This window comes from Devosia oryzisoli, assembly GCF_014837245.1.
GTDB classification, from domain to species: domain Bacteria; phylum Pseudomonadota; class Alphaproteobacteria; order Rhizobiales; family Devosiaceae; genus Devosia; species Devosia oryzisoli.
In genome coordinates this window covers 967,801-983,602 of sequence record NZ_JACYFU010000001.1, presented here as the reverse complement: position 1 = coordinate 983,602, position 15,802 = coordinate 967,801, and the positions used below count along the sequence as shown (strand labels likewise).

The 15,802-nt window shown below is 62.7% G+C and carries 19 protein-coding genes; 8 read left to right on the top strand and 11 right to left on the bottom strand.

Translation table 11 applies throughout. The features are described from left to right. Positions 1-30: 30 nt before the first annotated feature. From IC608_RS04945 to IC608_RS04935, 3 genes are read left to right on the top strand one after another with little or no spacing between them, the layout of a single operon-like run. The gene (locus IC608_RS04945) at positions 31-963 is read left to right on the top strand and encodes a substrate-binding domain-containing protein (protein WP_210316203.1); all 933 of its coding nucleotides are present in this window, start codon (positions 31-33) and stop codon (positions 961-963) included. Positions 964-1,003: 40 nt separating this feature from the next. Further along, positions 1,004-2,524: a sugar ABC transporter ATP-binding protein gene (locus IC608_RS04940; protein ID WP_191773159.1), complete on the top strand. Its 1,521-nt coding sequence runs from the start codon at positions 1,004-1,006 to the stop codon at positions 2,522-2,524. A 3-nt stretch (positions 2,525-2,527) separates the two neighbouring features. Then, complete coding sequence (locus tag IC608_RS04935) at positions 2,528-3,490, top strand: ABC transporter permease (RefSeq protein WP_191773157.1); 963 nt, start codon at positions 2,528-2,530, stop codon at positions 3,488-3,490. Positions 3,491-3,557: 67 nt separating this feature from the next. Here the strand turns inward: IC608_RS04935 and IC608_RS04930 are convergent, their stop codons facing one another. Continuing rightward, complete coding sequence (locus tag IC608_RS04930; RefSeq protein ID WP_191773155.1) at positions 3,558-3,995, bottom strand: MarR family winged helix-turn-helix transcriptional regulator; 438 nt, start codon at positions 3,993-3,995, stop codon at positions 3,558-3,560. Positions 3,996-4,084: 89 nt separating this feature from the next. On the opposite strand from IC608_RS04930, the gene IC608_RS04925 reads away from it, so the two are divergent. Both IC608_RS04925 and IC608_RS04920 read left to right on the top strand, forming a co-directional pair. Then, a complete protein-coding gene (locus tag IC608_RS04925) occupies positions 4,085-5,908 on the top strand; it encodes a chloride channel protein (protein WP_191773153.1) in 1,824 nt (607 codons plus the stop codon). 13 nt (positions 5,909-5,921) lie between these two features. Continuing rightward, positions 5,922-7,505: an NAD(P)H-dependent flavin oxidoreductase gene (locus IC608_RS04920; RefSeq protein WP_345890831.1), complete on the top strand. Its 1,584-nt coding sequence runs from the start codon at positions 5,922-5,924 to the stop codon at positions 7,503-7,505. Between the two features lie 40 nt (positions 7,506-7,545). Here IC608_RS04920 and IC608_RS04915 read toward each other — a convergent pair whose 3' ends face one another. Then, entirely contained in the window at positions 7,546-7,944 is a 399-nt protein-coding gene (locus tag IC608_RS04915) for a GreA/GreB family elongation factor (RefSeq protein WP_191773148.1), read from the bottom strand. A 94-nt stretch (positions 7,945-8,038) separates the two neighbouring features. On the opposite strand from IC608_RS04915, the gene IC608_RS04910 reads away from it, so the two are divergent. Beyond that, positions 8,039-9,352, top strand: a complete 1,314-nt coding sequence (locus tag IC608_RS04910; RefSeq protein WP_428054460.1) for a Glu/Leu/Phe/Val family dehydrogenase — start codon at positions 8,039-8,041, stop codon at positions 9,350-9,352. Between the two features lie 44 nt (positions 9,353-9,396). On the opposite strand, the gene IC608_RS04905 is transcribed toward IC608_RS04910, so the two are convergent. The 4 genes from IC608_RS04905 to IC608_RS04890 form a co-directional block, all read right to left on the bottom strand. Further along, positions 9,397-10,026, bottom strand: coding sequence for a DUF1127 domain-containing protein (locus IC608_RS04905; protein ID WP_191773144.1), 630 nt, complete (start codon positions 10,024-10,026; stop codon positions 9,397-9,399). A 91-nt stretch (positions 10,027-10,117) separates the two neighbouring features. Then, a complete protein-coding gene (locus tag IC608_RS04900; protein WP_191773143.1) occupies positions 10,118-10,564 on the bottom strand; it encodes a GreA/GreB family elongation factor in 447 nt (148 codons plus the stop codon). Between the two features lie 186 nt (positions 10,565-10,750). Continuing rightward, the gene (locus IC608_RS04895; protein WP_191773142.1) at positions 10,751-10,960 is read right to left on the bottom strand and encodes a hypothetical protein; all 210 of its coding nucleotides are present in this window, start codon (positions 10,958-10,960) and stop codon (positions 10,751-10,753) included. A gap of 325 nt (positions 10,961-11,285) precedes the next feature. Further along, positions 11,286-11,819: a DUF488 domain-containing protein gene (locus IC608_RS04890; RefSeq protein WP_191773798.1), complete on the bottom strand. Its 534-nt coding sequence runs from the start codon at positions 11,817-11,819 to the stop codon at positions 11,286-11,288. A gap of 311 nt (positions 11,820-12,130) precedes the next feature. Here IC608_RS04890 and IC608_RS04885 point away from each other — a divergent pair, with 311 nt between their 5' ends. Then, entirely contained in the window at positions 12,131-12,439 is a 309-nt protein-coding gene (locus IC608_RS04885) for a hypothetical protein (RefSeq protein WP_191773141.1), read from the top strand. Positions 12,440-12,474: 35 nt separating this feature from the next. Beyond that, positions 12,475-12,852 (top strand): DUF983 domain-containing protein, encoded by a 378-nt coding sequence (locus IC608_RS04880; protein ID WP_191773140.1) that lies wholly within the window; start codon positions 12,475-12,477, stop codon positions 12,850-12,852. A 63-nt stretch (positions 12,853-12,915) separates the two neighbouring features. Here the strand turns inward: IC608_RS04880 and IC608_RS04875 are convergent, their stop codons facing one another. The 5 genes from IC608_RS04875 to IC608_RS04855 all read right to left on the bottom strand — a co-directional run bounded on the left by IC608_RS04875 (position 12,916) and on the right by IC608_RS04855 (position 15,801). Further along, entirely contained in the window at positions 12,916-13,419 is a 504-nt protein-coding gene (locus tag IC608_RS04875; protein ID WP_191773139.1) for a hypothetical protein, read from the bottom strand. A 55-nt stretch (positions 13,420-13,474) separates the two neighbouring features. Continuing rightward, positions 13,475-13,915 carry a CBS domain-containing protein gene (locus IC608_RS04870; protein ID WP_191773137.1) on the bottom strand — a complete coding sequence of 147 codons (441 nt, stop codon included), beginning with the start codon at positions 13,913-13,915 and terminating at the stop codon, positions 13,475-13,477. A gap of 10 nt (positions 13,916-13,925) precedes the next feature. After that, positions 13,926-14,204 carry a cupin domain-containing protein gene (locus tag IC608_RS04865; protein WP_248306166.1) on the bottom strand — a complete coding sequence of 93 codons (279 nt, stop codon included), beginning with the start codon at positions 14,202-14,204 and terminating at the stop codon, positions 13,926-13,928. A 224-nt stretch (positions 14,205-14,428) separates the two neighbouring features. Continuing rightward, a complete protein-coding gene (locus tag IC608_RS04860) occupies positions 14,429-15,550 on the bottom strand; it encodes a hypothetical protein (protein WP_210316202.1) in 1,122 nt (373 codons plus the stop codon). Then, positions 15,550-15,801, bottom strand: coding sequence for a DUF2249 domain-containing protein (locus IC608_RS04855; protein WP_248306165.1), 252 nt, complete (start codon positions 15,799-15,801; stop codon positions 15,550-15,552). The genes IC608_RS04860 and IC608_RS04855 overlap by 1 nt, the downstream gene beginning before the upstream one ends. Between the last annotated feature and the right edge of the window lies 1 nt (position 15,802).

Sequence of the window (15,802 nt, the reverse complement as noted above, 5' to 3'; positions counted from 1 at the left end):
TGCTGGCGGAGATAGCAGGAGGGCTCATCCGTGTCGCTCAATAAATCCGCCCTGGCCTTGGCCGGCGTTCTTCTTGCCACCACCGCTTTGGGTACGGGCGCTGCTTTCGCCCAGGCCAAGGTCGCGATCGTCACGCCGTATATGGCCCAGCCTGGTACCCAGTTCTATGTCGAGGCCTTCCAGGGGGTTGCGGACGAGAACGACTGGGACGTCAATGTCATCGATACGGCCGGTGACGTCGCCGCCGTGATCAGCCGCATCGAAGATCTCGTCGTTCAGAACGTTGACGCCATCGTCATCAATGTCGACCCCACCCAGGTCACGGCAGGACTGCAGGCCGCCAAGGACACCGGGATCCCGGTCTTCGGCATGGATGCCGGCGCCGATCCGCTGCTGGTCACAAACGTGACCTCCAATGGCTATGCCATGGCCGCCGAAACCGCGACCTATGTTGCCGACCGCATCAAGGGCGAAGGCAATGTGGTGATGTTCGTGTTTGACGCCTTCCCGCCCGTGCAGGTGCGTGGCGTCATCGCCGATGCGGTGTTCGGCAACTATCCGGACATCAAGGTGCTCGACCGCGTGACGCCGGACGTGTCCGATGGCGGCATTGCCGACAGCCGCGCCAAGATGGAAGCGATTCTGGCCGCCAATCCCGAGCCTGGCAGCATCAAGGCCGTCTGGGCGGCCTGGGACCAGCCCGCCCTCGGTGCGCTGCAGGCCATCGAGGATGCCGGGCGCTCGGGCGAAGGTATTGTCATCACCGGCATCGACGCCAATCCCCAGGCCCGGGAAGCCATCGCCGCCGGCGGCAATTTCGAAGCTTCCGTCGCCCAGGATTTCTCGGGCATCGGCGCTGCGACGGCCGATGCCGTGGCCCGCGTTCTGGCCGGCGAGGAAATCCTGCAGTCGGTCACCTATGTGCCGACCAAGCTGATTACCGCGGCCAACGCCAACGAGTGATTGGCAACTTGCCGAAAGCACTTTAGGGGAGGGGCCTGATATGGCACCTCCCACCCCGCTTCTTGCCGCCACGTCCGTCACCAAGGCCTATGCCGGCGTCCCCGCGCTGAGCGGGGTCAATCTTGTCGTCGCGCCCGGCGAAATCCACGCGCTGATGGGCGAAAACGGCGCCGGCAAATCGACGCTGATCAAGATTCTGGCCGGCGTCGTTGCCCCCGATACGGCCGATATCGCCATCGACGGCGTTCCCGTGAAGATCGACTCGACCAAGGCCGCCTATCGCCTGGGCCTCCGATTCATCCACCAGGAATTCAACGTCGTCCCGACGCTGTCTGTGGCCGAAAACATCTTCATGGGACGCCGCTATCCACGCCGCGCCGGCTTTTTCGTGGATTGGGCTGCGCTCAATCGCGAAGCCCAGCGGGCGCTCGACCGTCTTGGGATCGACCATATCGATCCGCGTCAAAATCTGGGCATGCTCGGTCTGGGCGACCAGATGCTCGTGCGCATCTCCGCCGCGCTCCTCGACGATGCCAAGCTCTATGTCATGGACGAGCCGACTGCCGCGCTCAGTGCCGATGAGAGTCAGCGCCTGTTCCGCGTTCTGCGCGAAATCCGCGCCTCTGGCAGTTCTGTGCTCTATGTTTCGCATCGCCTCGACGAGGTCATGGCGCTTTGCGACAAGGCGACCGTCCTCCGCGATGGCCGCTCCATCGATAGTGGCGTGCTGAGCACTATCACCCACGACGACCTCGTCGCCCTGATGATTGGCCGCAAGGTCGAGGAGGCCTATCCTAAAGCCGCCGCCGCTCCGCGTGACACTACGGTCTTTTCCGCCAATGGTCTCGTCACTCCCGGCATCAAGCCCATCAGCTTCTCCCTCCGCGAGGGAGAAGTTCTCGGCGTTGCCGGCCTTTCCGGCTCGGGGCAGGGCGAACTCATCCGCGCCATCTTCGGCGATGCCAAACTAACTGGTGGCAGCATGCGCCTGGGCACCGCGCCTTATGCCCCGTCCTCGCCCGCCGCCGCCTGGCAAAGCGGCGTCGCCTACGTCCCGCGCGAACGCCGCGCCCAGGGCCTCGTCATGCGCCGGCCAATTTACGAAAACATCACGCTCGCCCACCTCAGGCGCCAGAGCCGGGCCGGCACCTGGCTGACGCCCGCTCGCGAAAAACGCTTCGCCGCCGACCTCGGCGCCACCGTGCGCCTCAAGGCCGTGGGTCCGGCACAGGATGTCATCGAACTCAGCGGTGGCAACCAGCAGAAAATTGTCTTCGCCAAGGCCGTTGCCGGCAATCCCCGCCTCCTGCTCCTCGAAGAACCCACGCGCGGCGTGGATGTGGGCGCCAAGTTCGACATCTATTCCATTATCCGCGAACGCACCGCCAAGGGCGCGGCCGTCATCCTCGTCTCTTCCGACCTGCCTGAACTGATCGGCATCAGCGACCGCATCGCCGTCATGCGCGGTGGCGAAATCACCACCATCGTCGAGGCCGCAGGCCTGCGGGAAGACGATCTCGTCAATCTCTGCTACGGCCGGCCCACCGGCATGGTTGCCTAGAACATGCAGCACTTCATCCGCCGCTACGGGACCCTGATCGGGTTCGTCGCCATCCTCGTTTTCTTCTCGGTCATGCTGCCCGGAACCTTTCCGACGGCGCGCAACTGGCTCAACATTACCCAGCAGACTTCCATGCTGATGGTCGTCGCCGCCGGCATGACCGTGGTCATGGTCATGGGGGATTTCGACCTCTCCGTTGGCTCCGCCGCGAGCCTGGCGGGCATCGTTGCCGCCATGATGATGTCTGCCGGTCAACCCGTCTGGGCTGCCGTTTCCGTGGCCCTGATCGCGGGCCTGCTCGGCGGCGCCTTTAACGGCGCCATGGTGAGCCTCGTCGGCATCCTGCCCTTCATTGCCACGCTCGCGACCATGACGATGTTCTCCGGCCTTGCCTTCGTCGTCAGCGGTGGCAAGACGATTTCCGGCCGCGCCATCCCCGAAGAATTCGGCAATTTTGCCCGGTCCGGCATTCCGCTCGGCGAGTGGGGCGGCGTGGCCGTCAGCCTGCCGAACCTCTCGATCATCGCGATAGCCGTGATCGTCGCCGTCTGGGTCCTCCTCGAACAGACGACCTTCGGCCGCCGCCTCTACGCCATCGGCGGCAATATGGAAGCGGCGCATTTGAGCGGCATCGCCGTCAAACGCCTTCGTCTCATCGCCTTTTCCCTGACCGGGCTTGCGGCGGCCGGCGCCGGGCTCATGTATGCAAGCCGCGTCGCTTCGGCCAATCCGGTGCAGGGCAGCGGCCTCATGCTCAATGCCATAGCGGCTGTCTTTCTCGGCACCACAATGAGCCGCCACGGAGAGCCGCGCATTCTTGCCACCGTGGTCGGCGTCATCGTCCTTGGCGTCCTCGACAACGGCCTCACCCAGATGAGCGTCGACAGCTATATCCGCCAGGTCTTGGTCGGCGCCCTCATCCTCATCGCCGTCGGCGCCGGTTCGATTGGCCAGAAGCGTCCCTAGGCGCGATGGAGGCCGGGGAGTCGTTGGGACTCACTGATGAGCCGAGGGGGCAGCACTGCGGCTGAAGTCAACGGGCCTCCCCCGCCAGTTTGCGAAGCACGGCTGTCAGTTGCGGCGCGAGAAGGCGAATCTCTTTCAGGTGCGCCTCGCTGAGGCGGGAGAGGGCATCTTCTGCCTTTTGCGTTAGCACAAGGGTGTGCCTCCGACCATCAGTTGGGTCCGGTTGGCGCTGCACCAGGTCGCTATCAGCAAGGCGCGCGACCAACTCCGTCGCCGTATGCGGCGCAACGATCAGCCTCTCGGCCAACCACCCCACCGTGGCCGGTGCGCTGCCTCGCCCCTTTATGGCCAGCAGGGCCTGGTGTTGCTGCGCAGGCAAGCCGACTGAACGGGCAGCACCCTCGCTGAAGTGAATGAAGCTGCGCAAGGCATGCCGAAACTCGGCCAGCGCTGCGTATTCCTCGAAGGTTGGCGTTTCCGTTGCCTCAAACTTGTCGGTTGCCAAGACCACCTCCTGAACGGCAATTGATTTATGTCGTGTCACGATATATCTAGCCGGGCGTTCTGCGCCAGTGACCGAACAGGATAACGCCGATGACGATCTTCCCCAGCCGAACAGGTGATGACAAGGCCGATGGGCAGCCCAAGCCACATCTTCTGGGAGACTTCACGGCCGATTGGCGCCTGGTTCTGCTGCTGCTGATGGCGATCCTGATCGGTTCGGCCGCAGCGTTCGGGTCGATTGTTCTTGTCGACCTGATTGCTCTCGTCACCAACCTCGTGTGGCTTCAGCAGATCAGTCTTGCGCCGGTTTCGATGCGGACCATCCAGCCAAGCCTGTGGATGGTGGCTGCGCCTGCTCTTGGGGGCCTTGTCATCGGCTTCATGGCCCGCTTCGGATCGGAAAAGATCAGGGGGCACGGAATCCCCGAGGCGATCGAGGCCATTTTGATCGGCGGAAGCCGAATGTCGCCCAAGGTTGCGGTGCTCAAACCGCTGTCCTCTGCCATCTCGATCGGGACAGGCGGTCCGTTCGGCGCAGAAGGCCCGATCATCATGACCGGCGGCGCCATGGGCTCCTTGTTTGCGCAGCTTTTTCACCTCAGCGCCGCAGAACGCAAGACCTTGCTGGTCGCCGGCGCGGCCGCGGGCATGACAGCCATTTTCGGCACGCCGCTGGCGGCGGTGCTGCTTGCCGTCGAACTCCTGCTTTTCGAATGGAAGCCGCGCAGCTTTATCCCTGTCGCAGGCGCGTGTGCGGCCTCCGCTGCATGGCGCCCGCTATTGTTCGGGGAGTCCCCGCTGTTTCCAGCAGATCTTGCCTTCGGGCTCCCGTGGTGGGGGTTGATCTGTTGCGCGGTGGTCGGGGTTGCCGTTGGGCTCCAGTCTGGTGTGCTGACAGCGCTGCTCTATCGTGTCGAGGACTGGTTCGAGCGCCTGCCCATTCACTGGATGTGGTGGCCTGCGCTGGGTGGTCTGGTTGTGGGTTTGGGCGGCCTGGTTGAACCGCGCGCGCTGGGGGTGGGGTATGAGGTCATCTCCGATCTCCTCGGCGGCGATCTCACCGTGGCTGCTGTCGTGACCATTCTGGCGGTCAAGAGCATCATATGGATCGTTGCCTTGTCCTCGGGCACATCAGGCGGTGTCCTGGCCCCGCTGCTGATCCTGGGCGGAGCCTTCGGTTGGGTGCTCGGGCTGGCCTTGCCGGGAGAACCGGGAACCTGGGCGTTGATCGGCATGGCGGCCATGATGGGCGGAACCATGCGGGCCCCCCTGACCGGGACGTTGTTTGCGGTCGAGTTGACAGGAGACTACCAGTTGCTCCTGCCCGTTTTCGTGGGCACCGTGACCGCCTATGCCGTGACCGTTCTGCTCCTGCGCCGCTCGATCCTGACCGAGAAGATCGCCCGACGTGGTCAGCACATCACCCGCGAGTACGGCACCGATCCGTTCGAACTGACGCGGGCTGCAGACATCATGGTGAAAGACGTGACGACACTGCCCTCGACCATGACGGGTCGCAGTGCGCTGGCCTTCTTTGAGGAGTCCCCGCAGACTTTCCGCGCCTATCCGATCGTCGGGCCGCGGGGAGAACTCGTCGGCATGGTCCAGCGGGCAGACGCCTTTCGATGGCGCTCGGACGGCACCGACCTTGACCAATCGCTGTTCGATCTGGCTTCGGACGCCTCGCTGCCCAAAGTGACGCCTGCGGCGACGGTTGGACGGGTAGCGGATCTAATGCTGCAGCGAGACGCCGCCCGCATTCCGGTGGTGGATGAAAAGACGGGAAAACTGGTGGGGCTGGTGGCCCGGAAGGACCTGCTGCGCCTGCGCGGGGCCGCAGTTGCTGCGGAGTCCGAGCGGCAGGCTTTCCTGCGGTCCTCTAGGGAGCGCCCGAGCGCTTCTGCCGCGACCTGAGACAGGTCAGGGGGTGGTCCCAATCCAGACGTTCTTTCGAAAGCACGGCTTGGCCTTTTCCCTGTATGAGGACTACCATCCCAAACGGCTTGAGGGGAGGCGCGAGTCCTCAAACCTGCTGCCGGCGAAGGGAGGCAATATGCGAACCGAACTCCAGATCAGGAGTGAAGCTGTTTGTGACCTTTTGGGCTGCCGGATACCTCTGGTGCTTGCCGGCATGGGTGGGGTGGCGCGTTCCGAACTCGTTGCAGCCGTGACGGCGGCGGGAGGATTCGGGTTTCTCGGAATGGTCCGCGAACCCGTCGATCTCATCGAGCGCGAAGTTCGCCGTGTCCGCGATGCCGGCCACATGGCGTTTGGGGTCAACCTCATCCCGGCGGCAACAGAGCCGACCCTGCTTGCTCGCCAACTGGACGCCCTGATCGATCTCGAGGTGCCGGTGGTGGAACTGTTTTGGGACATCGACACCCACGTTGTGGATCGCCTTCGCAACGCCGGCGTCGTGGTGGTCTATCAGGTGGGATCGGCGGGCGAGGCTCGTGCCGCCGAGCGGGCAGGGGCCCAGGCCATCGTCGCGCAGGGCGTGGAGGCGGGAGGCCACGTGCGTGGCGTGACGCCGCTTCGCGAGCTTCTGCCCGCCGTAGTCAGTGCGGTTTCAGTGCCGGTACTTGCAGCCGGCGGATTGTCGAGCGGTGCGGACATGGCCATTGCCATGGCCATGGGTGCGAAAGGGGTGGTGCTCGGTACGGCGCTGATGGCGACAGAGGAGGCCTTTGCGCACCCCTATCACCAGCAGCGGCTAGTGGAGGCGGCAGCGGAAGATACGGTGCTGACGGGGAGCTTCCACATCAACTGGCCGCCCAATGCTCCCGTGCGCGTCCTGCGCAGCCCGCTTACCGCGACCACCGCCTCGTCTGCCGAGTTGCAGCAGATTGGCGAAGAAGAGGGCCGGCCAATCTATCGCTTCAGTACCGACTCACCGCTCAAATCCATGACAGGCGATTTCGCCTCGATGGCGCTTTATGCGGGCACCGGGGTGGGAGCGATCGGTTCCGTAGTATCGGCCGCAGAGCGCATCGCCCAGATCCTCGAGCAGGCCGACAGGCTGATGCCTGATTTCCCGACGCTCCCGATCACCACCTCCTCCTCGGTCTGCATGGCCGGCGAGTTTACCGGAGCCTATATGGGGCATGCCGAGGCAGAGGAGATCAGCGATTGCCTCCGCGACATCGCACACGAACTGACGGCGATCCTGCGGGCCAGTCTTGCCCGCCGAGCCGACGAGGGCACGCTGGCGAAGCCGCCCTTTGACCGAGATGCGGCGACACTTGCCGGATGGGTCCTGGTGATGGACCAGCTGTGCGCCGAGAGCGACGTCGCGATTGGGAACATCGCCACGTCATCGCAGACCAAAGAGAATTCGGATCAGGAGTTGTCCCGGCGTCGTACCCTAGTGCGGGACAGGCTGGCGAATCTGCTGCCGCGGATGCCGGAGAATCGGACGCGCGCGGTGCTTTCGGCGCTGGGTCGCTTTGTCGCGAGCATGCCTTTTCCGAATTCCGATCCGTCCGGAGGGTCGGGTTCAGCCGTCCTGTGAGCGCCGGCTTAGGCAGGACTGGGACGGCGCGCTGCCTCGGCTATAACCAGCCGTAGTCGAGCACCGTCAGGGTCCGCACTAGGCCCTCGTCGAGCCACTCGATGCTGGCGTTCCGCTTCATGCCGATGAGGGCCGCTCCGATGGCGCCCAGGATCGGCACGTTCCCTCGCTCGAATTTTGGCCGGTTGGGATAGCAGAGCCTTCCCATGCGGGGGCGCGCCTCGTCATCGATCTGGAAAAGAACCCGCTGGCCCATGGAAACGCCCGCCGGGTCCCACGGATCGCATAGTTGTGCCCGCTGCAGTTCGCGCTCCAGATAGGCCGAGACATAGGGGAGACTGTCGATGGATCGCTCCGCCAGCAGCATAATCCGGTTATAGTCGTCCGAATTGATCAGAATTTCAGGCAGAGGCAATGAGGGAAAGACGGCGGGAACCATGACGTATCCGATGCCCAATAAATGGACCATGTGAACAAGCGGTGCGCAAATTGAGGCAGCAGAATTGACCTAAATTCGCGCGCATGCAAAGGATATGATGCATTGTTATGCGACACGCACACGAGATACTCAAGGGATCATCATGGCCGACGATACGCTGCTCGATCGCGCACTCACCCGTTTGGAGGAAGCGGCAAGCCACCTTCAGATCGACCAGGACGTCATCGAGAAACTCAAGTACCCGCGTGAAACGACCAAGACACGGCTGCTGATCCGCATGGACGACGGGTCGCGCAAGTCTTTTCTCGCGTGGCGATGCCGGTATGACGATACGCGCGGACCTACCAAAGGCGGCATTCGTTTTCACCCCGACTCGACCATTGAGGAGGTCGAGACACTGGCGTTCTGGATGACCTGCAAGTGCGCCGTGATGAACCTGCCTTATGGCGGTGGCAAGGGTGCCGTTCGCGTCGACCCCCATGGCCTTTCCAAGACCGAACTGGAACGGCTGTCGCGTGCCTATGTCCAGGCATTCGCCAACACCATCGGTCCGGATCGGGATATCCCGGCACCCGACGTCTATACCAATGCCATGATCATGGGTTGGATGGCCGACGAATACAACCAGATCACGGGACAGGTCTCTCCGGCGGTGATCACGGGCAAACCCATAGCGTTGGGCGGTTCGCTTGGCCGGAACGATGCCACGGCCCGTGGCGGCTTCTACCTGGTGCGGCATCTTGCGGCCGAACTGGGCCTCGACAATGATCATACCGTGGCCATCCAGGGTTTCGGCAATGCGGGCCAGTTTTATGCCCGGCTGACCGCCGAGGACGGAAACACTGTGGTTGCCGTGTCCGACTCTGCCGGTGCGATCTACCGTGCCGGTGGCCTCGATGTGGAAAAGCTCATCGCTGGCAAGAACGCGGGGCGCCATGTGGCTGATATGGCGGCAGAGCAGGGGGCCGACATCATTGCGGCCGAGGACCTGATCGGGATCGAGGCGGATCTGTTGGTGCCCGCCGCCCTCGAAGACATGATTACCAAGGAGAACGCCGGTTCGATCAAGGCGAAAGTCGTGCTGGAACTGGCCAATGGCCCCATCACGCCGGATGCCGATAAGATCCTCAACGATGCAGGTGTCATTGTTCTGCCCGACATTCTGGCCAATGCCGGTGGCGTGACCGTGTCTTACTTCGAATGGGTCCAGAACCGCCAAGGCTACTATTGGGACCTCGAGGAAATACACGCCAAGCTTCTCAAGATCGTGGAGCGGGAAGGAAAGGCGATCTGGGATATCGCCAAGGAGCGTAACGTGTCCGTCCGCTCCGCAGCCTATATCCATGCGCTGGGCCGGCTTTCGACGGCCATCGAGGCGCATGGCACGCAGCCGTTCTTCGCCGGCTGAAAAGAGGAGGAGGCGGTTGTCCTGGCACCCGCCTCCTCGACCGATCACTTTCGCTCCCGCGGCTGAAACGCTCCATTCGGCGCGAGGAGTGCCTCGGCGATGGAATCAAGCTCGCTCCGCTTCATGCCGATGTCTGACAGCAGGCTGTCGTTGAGTCCCGCAAGGGCGGTGCGGGCTCTGCCTTGCAGCCACTTCGCCATCCGGCGGCCAAGGCGCTGCGAGAAGTTGGGCCGATCGGACGCGGGGGCCGTTCCTGCACAGGCAAGGTCAGCTGCATCCTTGCCGGCCGCCGACGCAAACGACACGTCCTCAAGGGTAACGCGTCGTGTCCGGCCGCTCTCGTCGGTGAATGGAAGCGTTTGCGACGGAGCAAGCCCCAGAAGCGCCAATCCGAGGGGTTCGGAGCAGGAGATGACTTTCGAACTGTCGCCCCCCTGCCAGGCCAGATGGCGCTCCAGGCTGACCCCACCATCCACCCTGAAGCGCACACGCTTACCGCTCGACGCGGTGTGGGACGGAATGTCGGTGGGCAGCATGACGATGGCAGAGGTCAACTTCCTGCGAACAAGACCGGCCATTTCGTGCCGGGAGCTGGTGAGCGTGGTCTTCAGCGCGTGAAGACGGGAGTAGTCATGGGTCGAAAGAGTGGTGACCAGGGAGTGGTCTATGATCATCTGATGAACCTGCATAATGAACCGCCACGTGCAGAAGCACAGGCGCGGACGTCCTCGGGCGATCGGAAATGGCGGGCGTGCCCGCCACCGATCAGCTGGGCAGCGGATGCCGGTTTCTTGGCCGGGTCCCGGGATTGGCCACCTGAACCACCTCGACCTGATTTGCTGCACCATCGAGCGTGATCCAGGACAGAACCTGACCTGGCCGCAGTCCGAGCAGGGCGGCGCCGTGCATCGACGTTACCGGCAGCCGGAAGGCATCGTCGCGCGGATGATCATGCGGCAGGACCAGCTTGACGGTCCGCTCGCGGCCATCGGTGGACCTGTAGCGGACGATGCTGTTGAGGCGCACCACGTCGGCAGGCAAAGCCGTGTCCTTCACGACTATGGCCCGATCGAGTTCGTAGAGGAGGAAATCGACCTCATGAGCGTGGTGATTGACATCGGTCAATGCCGCAGCTGTCAGGCGATGATGCTCGTTCTCCGCCACCATGATCGGCGGCGACTGCGACCAGTCCGCCAAGGCGATCGTCGTCATTGCTTGGTTCCCTTCTCGACAAGGACGGAACTGCCAAGGGCACCCCGATCAAAGACACTGAAGAGGTGCTGTGGCGTTGCCCTGGTGCTGTTGTAGTCCCTGAGGCACCATGGACATCGGCGTGCAACGCGTGGGCGCGGCCCCGAACAGGACCGGCAATATCTCAGAACCTTCATGATACACCCCCTATAGCTGAGAGGACTTGGCGAACGCCTCCAGCAAGTGCTGGCGGTCTTCGAGCGACAGCAGCTTGATGGTCATGGTTTCGGTCTTGATCGGGGTCTGCATGGGCAGGCTGTAGCTCAGCGCAGGCACGTGGGCCTCGGCCCACTGGCGGAACCGGCGCAGCTTGTTGGGACCGCTGACGGGCAGGGTAACGGAGTACTTGAAGGTCATCTTTGCCTCATAGAGACAGACGCCGCCGGCACATGCCCGAGCATATGCGTGCGAACGTTGCGTGAAATGGGGAATGAGCTAGAGCGGCCTGGCGCTGCTCTTACCTTGGGCAGGTAGCAGCACCAGGCAATCAGCCTGCTTGGCGATGACCGGTAACTTGCAGGCGCTGGATGAAAATCTGCGGGCTCATGGCGGCAATCATGGCCATATATCCGGCTTTGTCAAATAGCGTACGGTCGCATGTCGGTCGAGGCTCGAAACCCCCTGACGGCGCCTTGGGCGCAGGTGCGACCAAAGGGGCAGCGAGATCGCGGAAGGCGCTGTCCTATGCTTCGACCGGGGGATAAAGAACGCCACCGTCGCGGCAGACAGCGCCGGGCGTCAGAGTGGCCGGCGGGACGTTGCCCTCTCCCATAATGTGAAAGACTTCAAACCCCCGCGCCAACAGATTGTCTGCTATGATCCGCCGGTGGCAGCGCCACCACACCGCTTCTGCGCACATCATGGCGGTGCGCCCCGTCTCGCCCACCTCGATCAGCTCGTCCAGTCCGGACCTGAACTTCGCCGTCTGCGCATAGTCCGCGTAGTTCCGAAAGCTCTGGTTGCGCCAGAGCGCATTGGCCGAGCTTTCAACCTGCTTCTGTCGTCCCCGCAACCCACCAAGCTGGGCAATGTGCCGGTAAGTGATCTGATAGGGAGCAAGATTGCCCTCCATCGCGTCCAGGTTGAATTGTGGATTGGTCCTGGAGCGTGGTACGGTGCGGACGTCGACAAGGTGCCGGATCTCCGATTGCTGCAGAAGCGCTGCGAACTCTTCGATCGTTCGGGTGGAGTGACCTATGGTGAAAAACGGGTTCATCGGACCATGTGGCATCAGGCAGCCGCGAAAGGCAAATGCGGGATGGACTGCAGGGCCGATGTAAACTGACAGGGACGACGATGGCGTCACATCATCTCCCTCCGGCCAAAGCCTTCAGGTGATCTGGTCGTCATTGCGCTATATCAAAGTTCGCAGTGCTGACGCGGGGTATCTGTAATGAGTCTGGGCCAGGAAACGTGCTGCCCGCACGATTGCCAGGGCCAGTTCACGCATGAAGGACGATTTTCGGCGGCCCTATGAATGAAGTCTTGTCTCCCAGTGCGTCACCGTCCGAGGTTTTGGTAAGCCGGGTGCGATCCATAGTCGAGGCGGCGGCATTGGACGCTCCGTGCCGCCAGCGGGTGAAAGATGCGTTGGAGCGCTTCGTCGCGCTGGAGCAGCAGCGAGAAATCCGACATCACCTACTTTCATCGCGTCGCCACCGAGCCGCCATTGTCTCGCTCATGGACCTGCTGGGGGAACTCGAGGAGACGAACTGGCATGAGGCCGACCGCAGCGTCTTCACCGAATTTGCCGCCTTGTTCGAGGACATAGCCCAGCATGCGCTGCGCGGTGCCTCGGACTTGCGGCTCCTTGCAGAGGGAGTGACCACGGAATGAGTGCGTCCAAGACGTCTACGAACAAGGAGAGTGCCGTGAGCATCGGCGAGAATACCAAGAAGGCCTGGCCGGCCATCTGGCGCGGAATGAAATGCCGCTGTCCGCGCTGTGGCAAAGGCTGGCTGTTCCACCACTACAGCGAACAGGTGGACCAGTGTTCCAGTTGTGGAGAGCCGCTGGCGGACTACAAGGTAGGGCTTTTTCTGCCTCTGATCGTCATCACCGTGATGATCCATATCCTGGCGTTCGTAATGCTCGAAATGGAGTTGAACGGTCACGGCAACCCGCTCGTCTATCTTTATGTCCTGGTTCCCTTGTCCGCCATCGTACCCCTGGCCATCCTGCCCTCGAGCAAAGGCGCTATCATCGGGCTAATGTGGTCGATGGGCTGGAGCGACGAGCAGGACCGCTGACCCTCCGACGCAGCCAAAGGCGTCCATTAAATGGTGGCAGACTATGGTCCATGGACCTGATCGCTAGAGACTGGACATCAAGGCGCCGGCCTTGAGTTCGTCCCTGAGGCGAAGAAGCCGTCGCTGCTGCTCCAGGCCTTGGGCATTGACCAGGGCTTGCAGGCTGATCGCCAGTTCACTGCTCAATTCCACGAAGTCTGCCGCAACGTTCACCGGAAACAGCTGAAAAGCACAGTCGACGAAAATATCGGACAGCTGTTCGATGTGCTCGGGAGAGAGGGTGCGCGCGAGTTTGGCCAGCCAGTTGATGTCTACCGGCGTTCCCCCTTCGGCGAGGAGCGTGGATTTCATCAGGCAGGTGAAGGCTGTCTCCGCATGCGCCCACCTGTTGCCGATCAAGAGAACCAGGGCGCCGCTGAGCGTCTTGTCCCTGCGCACCCGGTCGCTGAAAAATTCAGCGAACTCTTCCAGCTGGTCCTCGTCGAAGAACCGGATCGGTGCGGACAACAGAAAAGACATTGGAGAACCCGGACTGGTAGGTATATCGCCAGAATACCGGGCGCGCACGACTTGTCCTTGCGATAGCGCAAGCAGCCGCGCTTGATCCTCGCCTACTGACGCGTCACCGGTATCCGAAGCCCATGACGTAATCGCGCATTATCTGCTCTTCACTGGACGTCTCGTTGAGCAGAGCCTGCAACGCATCGCCGGCCGTGAGAAGTCCAGCGGGATGCCTTTGTACGTCCACGACCGGCACGTTTTTCACGGCCCGCGCCCGCATTATTTCCCAGACCGAGGTTACGCTGTCCCCAGGACCGCAGGTTAGCACGTCGGTTGTCATCACCGTTGCGACGGCGCAGGTGCAACTTGACCCCTGGCAGGAACTGATGCGTTCCACCACGTCCGTCTTGCTGACCACGCCCACAAGTTGATGTTCGGCGTTGCAGACCACGACCAGGTCCAGTCCGGACTTGAGCACCTTTGCAGCTTCAATCAATGGAGCGTCACTCGAAATCGTGACAAGCTTCTGTCGGGTCGCTGCAGCAAGAGCCTCTACGTTCATCTCGCTTCCTTCAGACCAAGTCTTCGTGCGCGCTGAACAGGATCGTCAGCATGATCACGGAGTCGTCAATTCCTCTTAACCAGTGAGGTGTGCCTCCCTCCAGATACAACCACTGGCCGGCCCCGATCTCGACTTCCTGGTTCTCGAAGCCAATCACGGTCCGGCCACTGAGGCACTGCAGGGTGACAGCGCCATCCACACGATGGGACGGAATCTCGACACCGGCCAAGACGACCAGGCGCACCGCTTCGAAGGTTCCGGATTTCACGATGGCGGCGGTCTTGCCCAAGGTCCGTTCTGCAGGCAACAGGTCAACAACTTCACCGGGGGAAGCGTGCCTTAAAGCCATGTGATCCTCCTGTGTCGGCTCCTGCAATGGACCGCCCAGTTTCTTTCCTAGCGTCAGCAGGTTGGCTTTTCAGCATAGCCGCAGCGTGCGCCTCTGAACACCCACGGCGTCAGGTCGGCCGTCGGTCTCGGGGGGTGCGTTGCCTCGACGTGGGAAAGGCAGGTCTATAACGGCCGGATTCGCCCCGAGCTGGTCGTGTCTGCGCCCAGAGAATGGGTGTCGTTCGGGCCGGGCATGGCCGATTTGCTACTGTGGGGGCGAAGGGCGCCCAAGACGCCGAACATGAGCAGCGCGATGAGGCTGAGGCTGCCCGCTGTCCAGCGAAGGTCGGGGGCAAGCAGGTCAAAGAGGGCGCGGGCCGCTACCGATAGCTGGAGGAAAGCGAGAGCCCAATACATCAACGGCCGGTAGGTGAGCCTCAATCCGCCCACGGCCGGCAGGATGATGAGGGCGTGTCCCATGATCATCGACAGGGCAAAGCCGATGCCGACGGCGTGGATGACCACATCGAGCATCTCGGGGAACTTGATCTGGGCTATCATGGCCACACCCGCCACGGCGAGCCAGAACTGCCCGCAGAGGATAGCAGCCGCCATGAACCCGACCTGGCCACCAGCGCGAACGCGCCTGCGGGCAATGTCATTTTTCGCGAGCCAACCGGCCATCGCCAGCAGGGCCAAGGCCATCGTCATCCCGGAATCGACGTCCCTGATCCACGGAAGTGCGCCGATGAGCAGGGCGGTCGAAATCAGCATGAAAAGCGCGCTGCTGTTGCGGCTGACCCCGGTGAAGCGGCTTAGTTCCAGCCGTTCGCCCGAGACGGTGAGGACCAGGAAGGCGAGCCAGAAGGGCATAGAAAGCAGCGGATCCCCCGTACGCGGCAGAAGTGCCGTCCCGCTCAGCAGGGCAGCGGCCGCGAGCAGCAGGGCCAGGTTGAATGCCGTGGGCTGCAGCTGCACCACCCGCGCCGACATCGCCACGAAAACCGCAGCGGAGAGAACGAGAAGCAGAAACCCGACGGGTAGGCCAGCCAGCAACAGAAAGGTTCCAAGCCCCGAAAGGATCGGCGCGGCGAACCAGATCGACGTCTTTAGCGCGACAGCCCGCTCGAGCGGCACCAGAGTGCCGAAGACACCCTGCATCATCACCAGGCCGTGCAGGTCCACGGCCGGCGGCAAGTCGGGAAGCGGGACGCCGAACCTTAGCAGCCCGCCATAAAGTCCCACCACCGCCGTAAGGGCGGTGGCGGCGAGGAGCGTGCGCGACAGGAGCTTGCGCGGCATCATCAGGCGGCTGTGCGCGTGACCCTGACCTGCCACACCTCGGGGCCCTGTTGCTCATAGACCCAGTCGAAGGTGCCTGGATACTCGGCGCTGAACTGGTACCAGAGTGGCTTGGGATCATGATCGTTGACGATCAGGAAGGCGTCACCCTCGGTAAGGTTCTCGAAAGCGGTGAAGATCATCGGGTGGCGCATACGCGGCGCAATGAGGCGGACGTCAATGATCGTGTCGGTAGACTGGCAGTCGCTGCACAAG